Raw genomic sequence first — 14,790 nt, forward strand, 5'->3', positions numbered from 1 at the left:
CGGCGCGTTATGCAGCCCGCCCGCGCCTGAGCGCCCGGCTGGCCAAATCCACGTCTTCCTGGTTGACGATCGCGCTGCCGCGGGCGCGTGCCTCCTGTTCGGAGGCGTCGCGCAGCCGCTTGGCGGCGGAAATCCTGACAAGCACCGGCTCGAGTTCGATGGCCCGGTCGAGCTTCGCCTTGGCCTCCGGCGCCCAGGGAATCTCGCCGCGCGCCTTGACCGGCGTCGCCTCCACCGCATCCATGTCGGTGGCCAGCGGAAGGATCGAGAACAGCGCGTCGAACAGCGCGTTGCAGACTTCCTGGATAAGCCAGGACGCGCCCGAATAGCCCATCACCGGCGTGCCGGTGTGGCGGCGGATGATCGCGCCGGGGAAGGACACGGGCACGTAGATCGCCCGGGCGCCTGCCTCGGCCAGGTACATGCGCTCGTTGTAGGAGCCGAACATGACCAGCGGCGGCTTGTCCTTGATCAACTGGCGGATCGCCTGGTTGTCGGTCTTCTTTCCGGCGATGCGCTGCACCGAGAAGGTACAGGGCATCCCCATTTCTTCTGTGAGGAAATTGCGGATGCCGCGCTCGTAGGTCTCGCTGGCGACGATGGCGTAGCCGGCGGTGGCGAAGAAATCCTGGGTGACCGAGCGCCACAGGTCCCACATCGGCTTGAGCGTGGTGTGCTTCTCGCGCTCGATGAAGGGTTCGGGATCGAGCCCGAGCATCTCACCCAGCGAGCGCAGGAAGGCGGTGGTCGAATGGATGCCGATCGGCGCCTGCAGGTAGGGCCGGTCGAGCGCCTCGCACAACAGCCGGCCGAACTCGCGGTAGAGGCAGACATTGGCCTCGGCGTCGCCGAGACGGGAGACGTCGGCCAGGTGGCTGCCCAGCGGGAAGGTCATGTTGACCTCGGCGCCGATGCCCTCGATCAGGCGGCGGATCTCGGCGAGGTCGGACGGCATATTGAAAGTGCCGTAGATCGAGCCGATGATGTTGACCTTGGGCTTCTCGCCCTCCTTGCGCGCCTTGGGCGGGCGGACCTTGCCCTTCTTCGGGCCGTATTCGGTCCACAGCCACTTGAGCGCCCGGTCGGCGGACTGCCACTGGTCCTCGTCGATGGTGCGCGGCAGGAAGCGCTGGATATTGGTGCCCTCGGGCGTCACGCCGCCGCCGATCATCTCGGCGATGGAGCCGGTAACGACGACGGCGGGCAGATCAGGATCGAGCACGGCGCGGGCGCGCTTCATCGCCGCTTCGGTGCCGTGCTGGCCGAGTTCTTCCTCGCCCAGGCCGGTGACGACGATCGGCAGTTCGTGCGGCGGCAGCGCGTCGGTGTAGTGCAGCACCGAGGTCACCGGCAGGTTCTCGCAGCCCACCGGGCCGTCGATGATCACCTGCATGCCCTTGATGGCGGCGAACACATAGACGGAGCCCCAATAGCCCCCTGCCCTGTCATGGTCGATGATCAGCGTCATGAGCCAATCGCCTCCCCCGAATCCACCGCGTTCTTCGACGCAGCCGCCTTGGCGGCGAACTTCTTGCGGAAGGCCGGATGGTGAACCGGCGTGTCTTCCCAGACGCCCGCATTGTCGCCCTTGCCGACCTCGCCGAAGAATTCGCGCATGCGGTCGAAGCGCGGCTTGTTGGCGATGGCGGCATTGACGACGGCGGCGAGCGAGCCGGCCCCGGCGGGGCCCATCAGCGGACGCGCGGAAATCAGGTTGGTGAAATAGAGCGCCGGCGTGCCGTTCTCCTTGGCCTTCTGCACCACGGGCGTGGTGCCGATGGCGAGATCGGGACTGAACTCGGCCATGGCCGCCAGATCGTGCTCCAGCGAGGCGCGATACCGGACATGGACGCCATGGGCTTCGAGCCATTCGGCGTCGAGCGCCGAGAACTCGGTCTTCGGGCAGGCGGTGCCGACATATCTGAGGTCGGCGCCGCTTTCGACCAGGAGCCGCGCGACGATCAGCTCGGAGCCCTCATAGCCGGACAGCGTGATTCGGCCGTTGATGCGGTTTTCTGAAAGGGCGCCGCGGATCGCCCCGCCGAAGGCGTTGCGGGCGGCATCGATCTGGCCCTGCGGCACGTTGCACCCGTCGCCGATCGCCTGCAGCCAGGCATCCGTACCCTCGAAGCCGACCGGCGCCGAGCCGATGACCTTGCGTCCGGCTGCGCGGAAGGCGCGCACCGAAGCCGTGTAGAAGGGATGGATCGCGGCGACCGCAGCGCAGTCGAGCGCGGCATAGAGCTCGCGCCATTCGCGCACCGGCACCACCGGCCCTGCGGCAAGTCCCATCGGCTCGAGCATGGCGGCGATCATCATCGGATCGGCCGGGAACATCTCGCCCAGCAGCGTGACCGAGGGACGCCCCTCGATGCCGCCGCGCGGGGCCTGCACTGGCCCGCTTTCGGCCTCGCCATGGGCATAGGTGAGCATGGCGGAGGAAAGTACGTCCTTGGCTTCCGCATGGGTCGGCACGCCGAAGCCCGGCACGTCGATGCCGACGATGCGCACACCGTTGATTTCGCTCGGCAGCATCTGCAGCGGCACGCCGGACGCGGTGGGCACGCAGAGGCTGGTGACGACGATGGCGTCGTAGGCCGCGGGATCGGCCATCTCGTGGACCGCGTCGCGGATGTCCTCGTAGAGCTTGCCGGTGACGAGTGATTCCGAATTGAACGGGACGTAGCCGACGGAGCGCTTGGCGCCGTAGAAATGCGAGGTGAAGGTCAGGCCGTAGACGCAGCAGGCCGAGCCCGACAGGATGGTGCCGACCCGGCGCATGCGCAGGCCGACCCGCAGCGAGCCGAAGGCGGGGCACATGGATTGCGGCTGGTCGTGCGGTCCCTTGGGGTAGTCCGCCTCGAGCCGCTGCATCAGCTCGGACTTGCCCGAGGCCATGGCCTGCGCCTTCATCTTCTCGGCGCCCGATGCGCAGGACATGCCCTCGACGGCCGCGCTGTCGGCGGGCGTCGGGGCAAGGTCGTCGCGAGGGAGGGAGAAATCATCCATGATCACACCGTGTCGTAGACGACTTCGAGGGACGGACGCGCCAGCGCCGAAGCGGGGCACATGTCTTCGGGCAGCGCCGGCACCAGCACGTAATCGCCGCCGGTGTCGGAGGAATCGAACAGGTTGATCAGTCCGTCCTGGTCGAGCGGCTCGGGCAGGACCGGCGGCGCCAGGCCGAGATTGGTGGCGAGCGTCTCGAACAGCGCACCCCAGCGGTTGTCCGGGTGGCCGATGATCTGGTAGTTGGCGCTCTTCTTGCGGATGTCGTCGTCCTGCGGGATCGCGGCCAGCACAGGAATGCCAACGGCCTTGGCGAAGGCCGCGGCCTCGCCCGAGCCGTCATCCTTGTTGATGACCATGCCGGCGACTCCGACATTGCCGCCGAGCTTGCGGAAATATTGAACCGCCGAGCAGACATTGTTGGCGACATAGAGCGACTGCAGATCGTTGGAGCCGACGACGACCACCTTCTGGCACATGTCGCGGGCGATCGGCAGGCCGAAGCCGCCGCAGACCACGTCGCCGAGGAAGTCGAGCAGGACATAGTCGAAATCCCAGTCGTGGAAGCCCAGTTTCTCGAGCGTCTCGAAGCCGTGGATGATGCCGCGCCCGCCGCAGCCGCGGCCGACTTCGGGGCCGCCGAGCTCCATGGCGAAGACGCCGTCGCGCTTGAAGCAGACATCGGAAATGGAGAGTTCGGCGCCGGCGGCCTTCATCTTGGACGACGTCTCGATGATGGTCGGGCAGGCGCGGCCGCCGAATAGCAGCGAGGTCGTGTCGCTCTTGGGGTCGCAGCCGATGAGCAGCACCTTCTTGCCGAGCTGGGCCATCATGCAGGAGAGGTTGGCCAGCGTGAAGGACTTGCCGATGCCGCCCTTGCCGTAGATGGCGATGATCTGGGTGTCCTTCTTGACCGGGCCCGTATGGACCTGATCCGGCTCGATCGCGGCTTCCTCCCGAAGCAGTTCGTGAATTCGGTCCGCGGCGTTTCCGCCAAAGCCTTCGGTCATTGCAGTTCCCTCCAGTCGAGTATCATTTTCAGGCAGTCCGGATCGCCGAAGGCGGTCCGGTAGGCCGCCTCCGCATCGCCGGGACTGGCCGAATGGGTAATCAGGCCATCGAGAGACAGGCGGCCCCGCGCCAGCAGATCCAGCACCGCGTGAACATCCGCGGGCCTGAATTCGGCGGCGATGCGGATATGCGCCTCGCGCATGAACGCCGGGGTGAAGCGGAAGCTCATGGTTTCGCTGTAGAAGCCAGCAAGGGTGACCTCGCCGCCGCGCTCGAGCACGGCGATCGCCTTGTCGAGAATGTCGGGGTCGCCGCTGGCGTCGAGCACGGACGACCATTTGCGCCGTTCGCCCGCCTCCGCGGTGGTTACCTGGTAGCCCGCGGCGCCGTGATGACGGGCGGGATTGATCTCCCAGACATGCGGGGCCGGGTTGCCCATGGCGATGATCAGCCGCGCGACCAGCCGGCCGACAATGCCGTGGCCGATGACGAGGTCCGGCGGCGCCATGCCCGGCAGGGTCAGCGCATGATAGGCGGTGGCGGCGAGCGACAGGAGGGTTCCGTCCCGGGCAAGACCGTCGTCGATCGGGATCACCCGCTCGCCGGCCGTGACCAGCCGCGAAGCGGAAGCGCCGAACAAAGCGGCGGCGTCCCTGTAGCCGCGTGCGCCGGGCACGAAGACCAGCCGGCCTTCGATCGCGCCGGGACAATTCCTGCCTGCGGAGACCACCCGTCCGACCGATTCGTATCCCGGCACAAGCGGGTAGCCCATGCCTGGAAACTGCGGCATGCGGCCTTCGAACAACAGCTTCTCCGTGCCGGCGCTGATGCCGCTCCAGATCGTCTCGACAACCACGTCGTCATCGCCGGGGGCAACGACATCAAGCTCCCGGAGACCGATCCTGTTTGGTTGTTCAAATACGACTGCGTGTGTCTGCATGGTCATCGATCCGGCCTGACTCAGGCAAGATGCTGCCTCCTGTCTGTAATATTATTTTTACGTCTCAATATGTCAACTTATATTTACACTCGTCCGCTGAATTATCAGGGCCGGGCGATCACCAGCGTCGCCATCAGCGCCGACCGGCAGGGGCGGATTTCAAGGCTCGAGAAGCCGGCGCTCCTGGCCAGAGCGACGATTTCGGCGGGCGTCCTGCACCGTCCGGAGCCCATCGCCAGGACGTAGATGCCGAAATAGGCGGTGGAGAGCCGCTGCCCGCGGGAGCTGTCGCCCGCCATCGGCTCGGCGATCACCAGCGTGTGGCCGGGCTCCATCGCCGCGCGGACATTGCGCAGCAGCTTGAGGACCACCGCGTCCTCGTGGTCGAACAGCACCCGGACCAGCGTGACGCAGTCATTGCCGCGCGGCAGCGGGTCGTCGAGAAAGCTGCCGCCATGGCAATGCGGGCACTGGTCCAGAGGCTGGCCGGAAAAACGCAGCCGCGCGCGCTCGGCAACCGGCGGCAGATCGAACAGCGACAGCCTCACCGCGGGATGACGCCCGGCCACGGCGCTGATGAAGGCCCCCTCGCCGCCGCCGACATCGATCAGCCACTTGTGTCGGCCGAAATCATAGGCATCGAGGATTTCGTCGGCGAGCATCGACTGGCTCGCCGCCATCAGCGTCGAATAGGCGGCCGCGTCGCCGGGCCTGACCGAGGTCTCGCGTCCCGACCCGGCATAGGACCACAAGCGCCGGAGTTCGGTGTCGGAATTGGCGCCCGTGAACAGGCCGACCGGGTCGCTAAGATCGCGGTACATGAGCGCATGGTGCCTGATCATCGCCCGGATGCCCTCGTCGCTCTGGACGACGGCGCCGTGGTCGGCGAGCGTGACGAAGCCGTCGCCGCCGACTTTCACCAGCCTTATCGCCTGGGCCGCCTGCAGCAGCCGCCTGAGCCGGTCCTCGGCGAGCCCCGTGGCGCGGCCGAGATCGGCCACCGCCACCGGGCCGGAGCCGAGCGCCGCGAGCAATCCGGTCTCGACCGCGGCGAACAGGACCTGGCTCTGGACAAAGCCGGTGACGATCGCAAACAGATCGGCTTCCTGGGCACGGGAATAGGCCCGGGAGAACGGCAGCCATTGCGCGAACCTGCGGAATTCGGGCCGCGCCACCTGGCGCGCGCGCCAGGCCCGCAACCGCGACCGCCAGTCCGGGCCGGGCTGTGCCGGCATGCGCGATCGGGACGCGGACACTTCGGCAACCATGGTCTCAGGCCGCCACCGTGGCGAGGTTCTTCGGCACCAGGCGCTTGGCCTCGCCCAGGATCAACTGCTTGAGCATGTCCGAGCCGGCACAGTCAGGGATCGAGGCGGCCGCCTCGCCGACCAGGTCCTGCAGGCGCTGCACGGCGCCGCCCAGGCCCAGTTCGCGCACCGCGTTGGGGCGGTCATGGGCCATGTCCTGGCCGCAGGGCTTGCCGATCTCGTCGGGATCGGCGGCGCAGTCGCGCAGATCGTCGGCGACCTGGAACGCGTCGCCGAGCGCCTCGCCCAGCCGGTACCAGTTCTGCGGATCGACGCCCGCGGCGATGGCGCCGGCGGTGGTGGCGCCGATGAACAGCGACGAGGTCTTGGCCCGGTGATAGACCTTGAGGTCGATCCTGTCCTCGCTCTCCCAAGCCTGGCCGGCGATGATGCCGTGCGGCATGCCGACGGCACGGGCAATCACGCTGATCAAGGGCGCGATCCGGTCGGGCGTGGCCAGGCATTCGCGCGCCAGCGTCTCGAATGCGAGCACGATCAGGGCATCGCCGGCGAGCACCGCGGTGGTCTCGCCGAAGGCCGCATGCAGGCTGGGCTTGCCGCGGCGGATCTCGGCATCGTCGAAGCAGGGCAGATCGTCATGCACCAGAGAGGCGCAGTGCAGCAGCTCGATCGCAGTGGCCGCGGCGTCGGACGCGTTCGGCGCGGCATCGCCCGCCGCCAGCGCGACGGCGAGGCAGAGCCGCGGGCGAATTCTTGCACCGCCGGGAAACACGGCATATTTCAGCGCCTCGCACATGAGCGACGGATTGCCGCCGGCGGTGGCGTAGGTGACGGCGCGCTCGAGGTTCCGTTCAATGCGTTTTTGCAGATCCATCTGGCGTGTCCCTCCGACATCCGTGCCGCATGTCACTTTAAAATGACATTCATATGTGTCAAGTTATCCTGACATAGTTGGATGGATTGTCAACGCCGTTGCACACTTGTGCGGAGCGAGGATCGGAAGCGGATGCGGCCTGATGAGAATGTGATCGTGGTGGGCGCCGGCGCCGGCGGCCTTGCCGCCGCGATTTGCGCGGCATCCTCGGGATTTGCCGTCACCGTGGTCGAACGCGGCCATGCGCCGGGCGGCAAGATGCGCCAGCTACGCGTCGGCGGCCGGCCTGTCGACGCGGGCCCGACCGTGCTCACCATGCGCTGGGTGTTCGAGCGCCTGTTCGCCATGGCGGGCGCGGATCTGAGCCAGCGGATCGCCCTGCGTCCGGCCGGGCTGATCGCCCGGCATGGCTGGCGCGACGGCGCGCGGCTCGACCTGTTCTCAAGCGTCGACGAGAGCGCCCGCGCCATCGCTGAGTTTTCCAACCGCGAGAACGCCGAGGGCTACCGGCGCTTCGCCGCCCGGAGTGCTGCGATGTTCTCCACCCTCAGGCCCAGCTACATCGACGCCCAGCGTCCCGGCCCGATCACGCTGATGCGCCGGATCGGTCTTCTCAACATCGGCGAGCAGATGGCGCTCAAGCCGCTGTCGACGATGTGGGCGGCGCTCGGCGAGTGCTTTTCCGATCCGCGGCTCAGGCAATTGTTCGGGCGCTACGCCACCTATTGCGGCTCCTCGCCGTTCCTGGCGCCGGCAACGCTGATGCTGGTGGCCCATGTCGAGCAGGACGGCGTCTGGCTCGCCGAGGGCGGCATGCACGGCGTGGCGCGCGCCATGGAGCATCTCGCCCGCGGGCTCGGCGTCACCTTCCGCTATGGTGCCGACGTCGCGGCGATCGAGGCCGACGCCCACGGCGTCACCGGGATCAGGCTCTCCGATGGCGAGCGGCTCCAGGCGGACCGGATCATCCACAATGGCGACATTTCGGCGCTGGCGGCGCTGACCGGCGGATCGGGCAAGGCCGGCGTCGAGCCGACTAGGCGCGGCGAGCGCTCGCTGTCTGCCGTGACCTTCGCCCTGACCGCCCGGACATCGGGCTTTCCGCTGACCCATCACAGCGTGTTCTTTTCCGACGACTACGCTTCGGAATTCGATGCGCTGACCCGCAGGCGGTCGATGCCCGCGGTTCCCACCACCTATGTCTGCGCCCAGGACCGCGACGACCTGGGACATTTGCCCGCAGGGGTTGACCGCGAGCGGATGCTGTTCATTCTGAACGCTCCGGCCGATGGCGACACCAGGACATTTTCGACCAAGGAGACAGGCGAATGCCTCACTCAAGCGCTGACCCATCTTTCGGCCTGCGGACTGACGGTGGACCCGGCCGGGATGGATTTCACGGCGACCACGCCGGACCGGTTCCACCGTCTGTTTCCGGCGACGGGCGGGGCCCTCTATGGCCGGGCGACGCATGGCTGGACGGCTTCGTTCCGGAGGCCGGGGGCGCGGACGCGGATCCCGGGACTCTACCTGGCGGGCGGCAGCGCGCATCCGGGCCCGGGCGTGCCGATGGCGACGCTTTCCGGCATGCTGGCGGCGGAGAGCCTGGCCGAGGACCACGCTTCGATGCGACCGTCCCGCCGGACGGCTATCTCTGGTGGTATGTCGACGGCCTGAGCGACTGCGAACGCTACGGCCTGTCGGTGATCGCCTTTGTCGGCTCGGTGTTCTCGCCCTACTACCATTGGGCCGGGCGGCGGGAGCCGGACAACCATGTCTGCATCAATGTCGCGCTCTACGCGCCCGGCGGCCACCGCTGGACCATGACCGAGCGTGGCCGCCGCGAGATGCGGCGCGACGCGCTGTCGTTCGAGGTGGGACCCAGCCGGATCCGCCGCGAGGGCCGTGACATCCTGATCGAGTTCGACGAGGTCTCCGTGCCGCGTCCGCCGGCGCAGTGGCTGCCCCGGCGCATCAAAGGCGTGATCCGGTTCCAGCCCGACGCGGTGACATCGCGGGTGTTCGACATCGACGGCCAGGGCCGTCACCGCTGGTGGCCGGTCTCGCCCACCGGGCGGATCAGCGTCGCGTTCGAGGCCGGCGGCGAGGACTGGGCCGGCCATGGCTACATGGACAGCAACTGGGGCACCGAACCGCTGGAGAAGGGGTTCTCGATCTGGGACTGGGCGCGCGGGCGGATGCCCGACGGCGACGCGGTCATCATCTACGACACGGTGCGCAAGGACGGCAGCCGCGGCGCGATCTCGCTGCGCATCGGCAGGGACGGCCATATCGAGACCATCTCGATGCCCGCCAAGACAAGGCTCGCCAACGGCTTCTGGGGCGTGCCGCGCTCGGGCCATCATGATGTGGGCGCGCGGCCGAGCCTGTCGCAGACGCTGGAGGACGGCCCGTTCTACACCAGATCGGTGATCCGCACCCGGCTGATGAGCGAGAACATCGACATGATGCACGAGAGCCTGTCGGGCGACCGCTTCGCCTCGCCCCTCATCAAGGCGATGCTGCCGTTCCGGATGCCGCGGCGGGCGGGCTGATCAGTCCGCCTTGGCCCGCCCGGCTGCGGCCGGGTCCGCCTGCGCCGCCCGCTCGGCGGCCTCCCGCGCCTCGCGCGCCCTGATGTCGCGGCGGAGCGTGCGCATCTGCCAGAGGATGAACAGCACGAAGATCCCGAAGCTCAGGCCGATCTCGATCAGGCCGGCATAGCTCATCAGGTCAGGCATTGGCTTCGCGCCTGCGGTTCTCCGACAGCGCCATCAGCTCGATCATGCGGCCGGCCTTGGCGTCGAAGCCGGAGGGCGGGCTGATGCGGCCGGCGGCCGCGGCCTCGACCAGGAAGCGGACCTCGGGATGGGCGGGCTCGGTGGAGACCGGCTGGAACAGGAACGGCGTGGCCGCGGCGCGGGCAATGAGCTCGAGCTTGCGCCTTGTCGAGGTGTGCGCCCGCCTTGTGACGCTGTCATGGCCGGCGATCTCGATCTCGCGGCCGATCTCGCGGTAGATGAGTGCTGCGCTGCGGATCGCGGTGCGGCAGGAGAGCGGCAGGCCGGCGATCCCGGTCATGGCGCGGGCATAGAGGATGTGGGCGGCATCGAGCAGCCGCTCGATGGTGGCGCGCATGGCAGGACAGGCGCGCGGGTCGGCCAGAAAGGCCTGCGGATCGATGCCCGCCTCCTCGAGCCAGTCGAGCGGCAGGTAGATGCGGCCGCGGCGGGCGTCCTCGCCGACATCGCGGGCGATGTTGGTGAGCTGCATGGCCAGCCCCAGATCGGCGGCGCGGGCCAGCACCGCGCGGTCGCAGACCCCCATGATCAGCGTCATCATCACGCCGACGGTGGAGGCGACGCGGGCGGAATAGGCGCACAATTCGTCGCAGGTCCGGTAGGTGCGGTTCTCCACGTCCCACTCAAAGCCTTCGATCAGGGCCGCGGGCAGCGCGCGCGGAAGCGCATAATGCTCGACCACGGCGACGAAGGCGCGGTCGGCGGGATGGGCGTGCGGCGTGCCGAGATAGATGGCGTCGAGCCGGGCGCGGATTTCGCGCAGGCCCTCGGCCGGGTCGGCGCTTTCGTCGATCAGGTCGTCGGCGGCGCGGCAGAAGGCGTAGAGCGCGCGGGCGGCGGAGCGCGCCGAGCCGGGCAGCAGCATCGAGGCGGCGAGAAAGGATTTCGACCCGGCGCGGATCGCCTCCTCGCACTCCTTGCGCAGGCCCGGATCGAGGATGAAATTGTCAGGCGAAGGCGCTTGCATGGGGCACAACCTTGTCAAGAATTTTGGCCGAGGAGACGACGCCGGGAAGACCGGCGCCGGGATGGGTGCCCGCGCCGACAAGGAACAGGTTTTCGAGCTCCTCGCTGCGGTTGTGCGGCCGGAACCAGGCGAGCTGGGTGATGATCGGCTCCATGCCGAAGGCAGCGCCCTTGACCGAGAGCAGGCTGTCGCGGAAATGCACCGGCGTGACCAGTTTCGAGGTCACGACGTGATCGCCCAGGCCGGGCAGAAGCGACGCCTCGAGATAGGCCTGGATCTTGCGGCGATAGGGTTCGGCGGCCACCGACCAGTCGACGCTGGCGTCGAGGTTGGGCACCGGAGACAGGACATAGAAGGTGTCGCAGCCCGCCGGCGCGACCGAGGGGTCGGTCGCCGTGGGGCGGTAGAGATAGAGGCTGAAATCATCCGCCAGCAGCTTGGCGTCGAAGATGTCGTGCAGGAGTTCGCCGTATCTCTTCCCCAGCATCACGGTGTGGTGGGCGACGTCGTCATAGCGGCGGTCGACGCCGAAATACCAGACGAACAGGCTCATGGAATATTTGGCCCGGTCGACCTTGGCGTCGGTCCAGCGCCGGCGCTTGAGCTTCGAGAGAAGCCGGGTGTAGGTCCAGCCGGCATCGGCGTTGGAGACGACGATCGCGGCCGGGATGATCTCGCCAGTGGCCAGCCGCACGCCGGTGGCGCGGCGGCCCTCGACGGTGATCTCGGCCACCTCGACGCCGGTGCGGATGACGCCGCCCTGCCCGGCGATCAGGCCGGCGATGCCCTTGACCAGCGCATGGGTGCCGCCCATGGCGTAGTGCACGCCATATTCCCGCTCGAGATAGGAGATCAGGCTCAACACGCCCGAGGAGCGCATCGGATTGCCGCCGATGAACAGCGGGTGGAAGCTCAAGGCCTGGCGGAGTTTCTCGTTTTTGATGTATTTGGAAACGAGCTTGTGGATCGAGCGTTCGGCGCGGCGCATCACAAGCCCGGGCAGCGCGCCGGCCATGGAGCCGAGCGTCAGATAGGCCCTGTCGATCATGCCGAGGAACCCGGTCTCAAAACAGCGCTCGCTTTCGGCCAGGTAGCGCCGGTAGCCGTCGACGTCGCCGGGCGCGACCTTCGCCACCTCGGCCTCCATGAAGGCCGCGTCGCCATTGACGCGGAACTCGTCGCCATCGTCGAAGCGAACCGTGTAGAACGGATCGAGCGGCACAAGCGTGACGTCGTCGGAGAGCTTGCGGCCGCACAGCGCCCAGAGTTCGTCGAAGATGAAAGGCGCGGTGACGATGGTAGGCCCCGCGTCGAAGGTGAAGCCGTCCTGGCGGAACTGCCCTGCCCGTCCGCCGGGCTGGTCGAGCCTTTCCAGCACCGTCACCCGGTAGCCGCGCGCGCCGAGGCGGACGGCGGCGGCGAGCCCGCCGAAGCCTGCGCCGATGACGATGGCGTGCGGGCGCGCGTCGCGGGACAGGCCGCTTGCAAGCAGGGGATCGTGGACGGTCATCATGACTTTGCTCCAGTCTTGTTTGCCATTCCCCGGTGTCGCCGGCACGGGCTCATCGGGCCACCGATCTTCTTGCGGGGTGTTGTCCGCAGTCTGCTTCGGCCGACCGGCGGATCAGCTCCGCCGCCAGCGCCGGATCGGCCTCATGCACGAGATGGCCGCCATGGCCGACGATCTCGACCGTGCAGTCGGGGATGAGTGCCGCCGCCTGGCGTGATACGCGCGCCGGCACCATCGGATCGTCGGCCGCGGCGATCAGCGTGACCGGCACCTTCAGTTGCCCGAGCCGCGCGATCAGCGGTTCGAGCCGCCAGTTGGCCATCATTCCCAGAGCCCCGTGGATATGGGCCGGCTGGCGCAGAAGCATGGCGTAGCTTTCGCGCCCCGTCGGATCGATGCTGGATCCCGTGGCCTTGAGCAGATGATCGGCCATATTGCCGAAGCGCGCCTGGAACGAGACCACGCGCGCGGTGAGCGGATTGGAAAACAGCAGTCTCGCGAGCGGCGACAGCAGTGCATTGCCGCGGATGGGCTCGAGCGCGGCGTTGAAGCCGATAATGCGGCACGGCCTGAGCCCGCCGTCGAGGGTCGACTGCAGCAGCACCGCGACCCCGGCCGAGTGGCCGACGGCGAGCGCCGGTTCGATCCCGAGCTGCCTGATCAGGCCGCACAGCGCCCGCGCCATGCCCGGCAGGGTCAGGTCGTCATCGGTGGCGCCGCGGGTGAAGCCATGCCCGGGCAGATCCATGGCGATGACGCGCCAGTCCTGCGCCAGGATCGGCATCAGGCCGCGAAACGAATGCGTGGCGGCGCCGGTGCCATGGACAAGCAGCGCCACCGGCGCACCCTCCGGCCCCAGTTCCTGGACATGCCAGTCGAGCGCGCCCGCCCGCACCATCCGGCTCGCTTCCCGCAAGGGCCAGGCGCGGCCTTCCGCATCGAGCGTGGGAGGGGCCGCGGAGAAGCTCATTGCCGGTCCCCTTGTCCCGCGCCCTTCTGCAGTTCGGCGCTGACGATGGCGTTGACCGCGCTCGCCGAGACGATCGGCAGCGGGCAGTATTGCGCCTGCATGGAGCGGGCCAGTTCGCGCGTCGTCTCGCGCGGCCTTCGGGAGATGTCGATCAGGATCGAGCGGTAGCCGAGTGCCGCGCCCTGGCGGGCGAGCATCTGCGCGTCCTCGCGGGCGCGGATGCGGTCTGGCTTTCCATCGAGCGCGATGTTGCCGCTGCCATCGGTCAGATAGACGATCAGCGGCGACTGGCCGCGCCGCTGCACCATGCCGGCAATCTCGAGCGAGCGCCGGATCGCGCCGGCGAGCGGGGTCGGTCCGCCGCCCGGAAGCCCGGTCAGCGAGCGCTTGGCGCGGACCAGCGAGCGCGTCGGCTCCAGCAGGGTTTCCGCAGTCAGCCCGCGGAAGGTGATCAGCGCGACATGGTCGCGCCGCACGTAGCAATCGCCCAGCAGCAGCTCGATCGCGCCCTTGGCCTCGGCCAGGCGCTCCATCGCCGTGGAGCCCGAGGCGTCGACGGCGAAGATGGCGGTGGATTCGGTGCGGTGGCGGAACCTGATGTAGCGGAAATCAGACGGCAGAATGCGCAGTTGCGGCACCGAGCCGTCGGCGCGCAGCGCGAAATCCGGGTTGCGCAGCCGCTGCCAGGGGATCGCCGCCCTGAGCGTCGCCACCACGTCGGGCCGGGCCTCGTTGTAGGGCGGGCGCGAGACGATGCCCGCGGGCCGGCCGCGGCGGCTGCCGGACTTGAAGCCGCCGGACTTGCCGGTGCGGGCCATCTTCGAGGCGGTCGAACGATCGGGGCGGTCGAGCTCGGCCAGCACCGCGCGCGACGCGGCGGCGGCGGCCACCAGCATGTCGACCTCCGACAGGTCCGTCTCGGTGATCTCGCCGGTCTGATCCTGGTTGTCGCCCGGCTGCTCCGGTGGCGGTGGCGGCTGGTCGTCTCTATCCTCGGCCTCCTCGGGCTGGGCCGGCTGGTCGTCGGCCTCGGCCTGCTCGGCCGCGTTCAGGCTCATGCCCAGGCACAGCCGGACGGCGGTGGCGAGATGCTCGCCCTCAGCGCTGGCCCTGCCCTCGAGCATGGCGAGGATGCGGGCGACGCGGATGAGATCCAGCGCCCGGCGGATCGGGCTTGCGGGCAGCGCCAGGCTGATGGCCGCGGCCGCCTCGCGCAGCGCGTCGCCGACCGTAATGCGACCGATGGCGTCCGTGGCGCCGTCAGGGCCGGGTGAGGCCTCGGCCAGCGCCCGGCACACGGCGTCCGGGTCAAAGACCGCGTCATAAATGGACAGGCCGTCGAGCCTCAGATCCAGCGTCAGCCGCTCGGCGAGCGCTGAAGGCAGGTCCTCGTCCTCGCCAGTGGATTCGTCCAGCGCCACGATCGAGAACCGGGCCGGC

13 protein-coding genes are annotated in these 14,790 nt (G+C 68.5%); 2 read left to right on the plus strand and 11 right to left on the minus strand.

Annotation, left to right across the window (positions count from 1 at the left end):
* Positions 1-7: 7 nt before the first annotated feature.
* The 6 genes from bchZ to LL06_RS14065 all read right to left on the minus strand — a co-directional run bounded on the left by bchZ (position 8) and on the right by LL06_RS14065 (position 7,102).
* Positions 8-1,468: a chlorophyllide a reductase subunit Z gene (gene bchZ, locus LL06_RS14040; RefSeq protein WP_035527946.1), complete on the minus strand. Its 1,461-nt coding sequence runs from the start codon at positions 1,466-1,468 to the stop codon at positions 8-10.
* Positions 1,465-3,009, minus strand: a complete 1,545-nt coding sequence (gene bchY, locus LL06_RS14045; RefSeq protein WP_035527948.1) for a chlorophyllide a reductase subunit Y — start codon at positions 3,007-3,009, stop codon at positions 1,465-1,467. Before bchY ends, bchZ begins: the two co-directional genes overlap by 4 nt.
* Before the next feature lie 2 nt (positions 3,010-3,011).
* Positions 3,012-4,019, minus strand: coding sequence for a chlorophyllide a reductase iron protein subunit X (locus LL06_RS14050; RefSeq protein WP_052161574.1), 1,008 nt, complete (start codon positions 4,017-4,019; stop codon positions 3,012-3,014).
* Complete coding sequence (gene bchC / locus LL06_RS14055) at positions 4,016-4,960, minus strand: chlorophyll synthesis pathway protein BchC (protein ID WP_035527970.1); 945 nt, start codon at positions 4,958-4,960, stop codon at positions 4,016-4,018. The genes LL06_RS14050 and bchC overlap by 4 nt, the downstream gene beginning before the upstream one ends.
* 104 nt (positions 4,961-5,064) lie before the next feature.
* A complete protein-coding gene (locus LL06_RS14060) occupies positions 5,065-6,195 on the minus strand; it encodes a methyltransferase (protein ID WP_035527972.1) in 1,131 nt (376 codons plus the stop codon).
* A 37-nt stretch (positions 6,196-6,232) separates the two neighbouring features.
* On the minus strand, positions 6,233-7,102 hold the full coding sequence (locus tag LL06_RS14065) for a polyprenyl synthetase family protein (protein WP_035527951.1): 870 nt from the start codon (positions 7,100-7,102) through the stop codon (positions 6,233-6,235).
* Positions 7,103-7,234: 132 nt separating this feature from the next.
* Here LL06_RS14065 and crtD point away from each other — a divergent pair, with 132 nt between their 5' ends.
* Together crtD and LL06_RS14075 are read left to right on the plus strand one after the other, a co-directional pair.
* The gene (crtD, locus tag LL06_RS14070) at positions 7,235-8,779 is read left to right on the plus strand and encodes a 1-hydroxycarotenoid 3,4-desaturase CrtD (protein ID WP_035527954.1); all 1,545 of its coding nucleotides are present in this window, start codon (positions 7,235-7,237) and stop codon (positions 8,777-8,779) included.
* Between the two features lie 26 nt (positions 8,780-8,805).
* Positions 8,806-9,657: a carotenoid 1,2-hydratase gene (locus LL06_RS14075; RefSeq protein WP_081963970.1), complete on the plus strand. Its 852-nt coding sequence runs from the start codon at positions 8,806-8,808 to the stop codon at positions 9,655-9,657.
* Here LL06_RS14075 and LL06_RS14080 read toward each other — a convergent pair whose 3' ends face one another.
* The 5 genes from LL06_RS14080 to LL06_RS27675 form a co-directional block, all read right to left on the minus strand.
* A complete protein-coding gene (locus LL06_RS14080) occupies positions 9,658-9,843 on the minus strand; it encodes a hypothetical protein (RefSeq protein WP_035527957.1) in 186 nt (61 codons plus the stop codon). It abuts the gene before it with no gap.
* A complete protein-coding gene (locus LL06_RS14085) occupies positions 9,836-10,870 on the minus strand; it encodes a phytoene/squalene synthase family protein (RefSeq protein WP_035527959.1) in 1,035 nt (344 codons plus the stop codon). Before LL06_RS14085 ends, LL06_RS14080 begins: the two co-directional genes overlap by 8 nt.
* A complete protein-coding gene (locus tag LL06_RS14090; RefSeq protein WP_052161576.1) occupies positions 10,851-12,383 on the minus strand; it encodes a phytoene desaturase in 1,533 nt (510 codons plus the stop codon). Before LL06_RS14090 ends, LL06_RS14085 begins: the two co-directional genes overlap by 20 nt.
* Before the next feature lie 49 nt (positions 12,384-12,432).
* Complete coding sequence (bchO, locus tag LL06_RS14095; protein ID WP_052161577.1) at positions 12,433-13,350, minus strand: alpha/beta fold hydrolase BchO; 918 nt, start codon at positions 13,348-13,350, stop codon at positions 12,433-12,435.
* Positions 13,347-14,790: VWA domain-containing protein (locus LL06_RS27675; protein ID WP_035527961.1), on the minus strand; the 1,444-nt coding region annotated here is incomplete at its 5' end. The genes LL06_RS27675 and bchO, both read right to left, overlap by 4 nt.

The organism is Hoeflea sp. BAL378 (genome assembly GCF_000759435.1).
Taxonomy (GTDB): Bacteria; Pseudomonadota; Alphaproteobacteria; order Rhizobiales; family Rhizobiaceae; genus Hoeflea.

What these genes read in the sequence shown, in the direction of transcription:
- LL06_RS14080 (WP_035527957.1), bottom strand. Translation starts at nt 9,843, where the DNA reads ATGCCTGACCTGATGAGCTATGCCGGCCTGATCGAGATCGGCCTGAGC.
- bchC (WP_035527970.1), bottom strand. Translation starts at nt 4,960, where the DNA reads ATGCAGACACACGCAGTCGTATTTGAACAACCAAACAGGATCGGTCTC.
- LL06_RS14090 (WP_052161576.1), bottom strand. Translation starts at nt 12,383, where the DNA reads ATGATGACCGTCCACGATCCCCTGCTTGCAAGCGGCCTGTCCCGCGAC.
- LL06_RS14050 (WP_052161574.1), bottom strand. Translation starts at nt 4,019, where the DNA reads ATGACCGAAGGCTTTGGCGGAAACGCCGCGGACCGAATTCACGAACTG.
- bchY (WP_035527948.1), bottom strand. Translation starts at nt 3,009, where the DNA reads ATGGATGATTTCTCCCTCCCTCGCGACGACCTTGCCCCGACGCCCGCC.
- crtD (WP_035527954.1), top strand. Translation starts at nt 7,235, where the DNA reads ATGCGGCCTGATGAGAATGTGATCGTGGTGGGCGCCGGCGCCGGCGGC.
- bchZ (WP_035527946.1), bottom strand. Translation starts at nt 1,468, where the DNA reads ATGACGCTGATCATCGACCATGACAGGGCAGGGGGCTATTGGGGCTCC.
- LL06_RS14060 (WP_035527972.1), bottom strand. Translation starts at nt 6,195, where the DNA reads ATGCCGGCACAGCCCGGCCCGGACTGGCGGTCGCGGTTGCGGGCCTGG.
- bchO (WP_052161577.1), bottom strand. Translation starts at nt 13,350, where the DNA reads ATGAGCTTCTCCGCGGCCCCTCCCACGCTCGATGCGGAAGGCCGCGCC.
- LL06_RS14085 (WP_035527959.1), bottom strand. Translation starts at nt 10,870, where the DNA reads ATGCAAGCGCCTTCGCCTGACAATTTCATCCTCGATCCGGGCCTGCGC.
- LL06_RS14065 (WP_035527951.1), bottom strand. Translation starts at nt 7,102, where the DNA reads ATGGATCTGCAAAAACGCATTGAACGGAACCTCGAGCGCGCCGTCACC.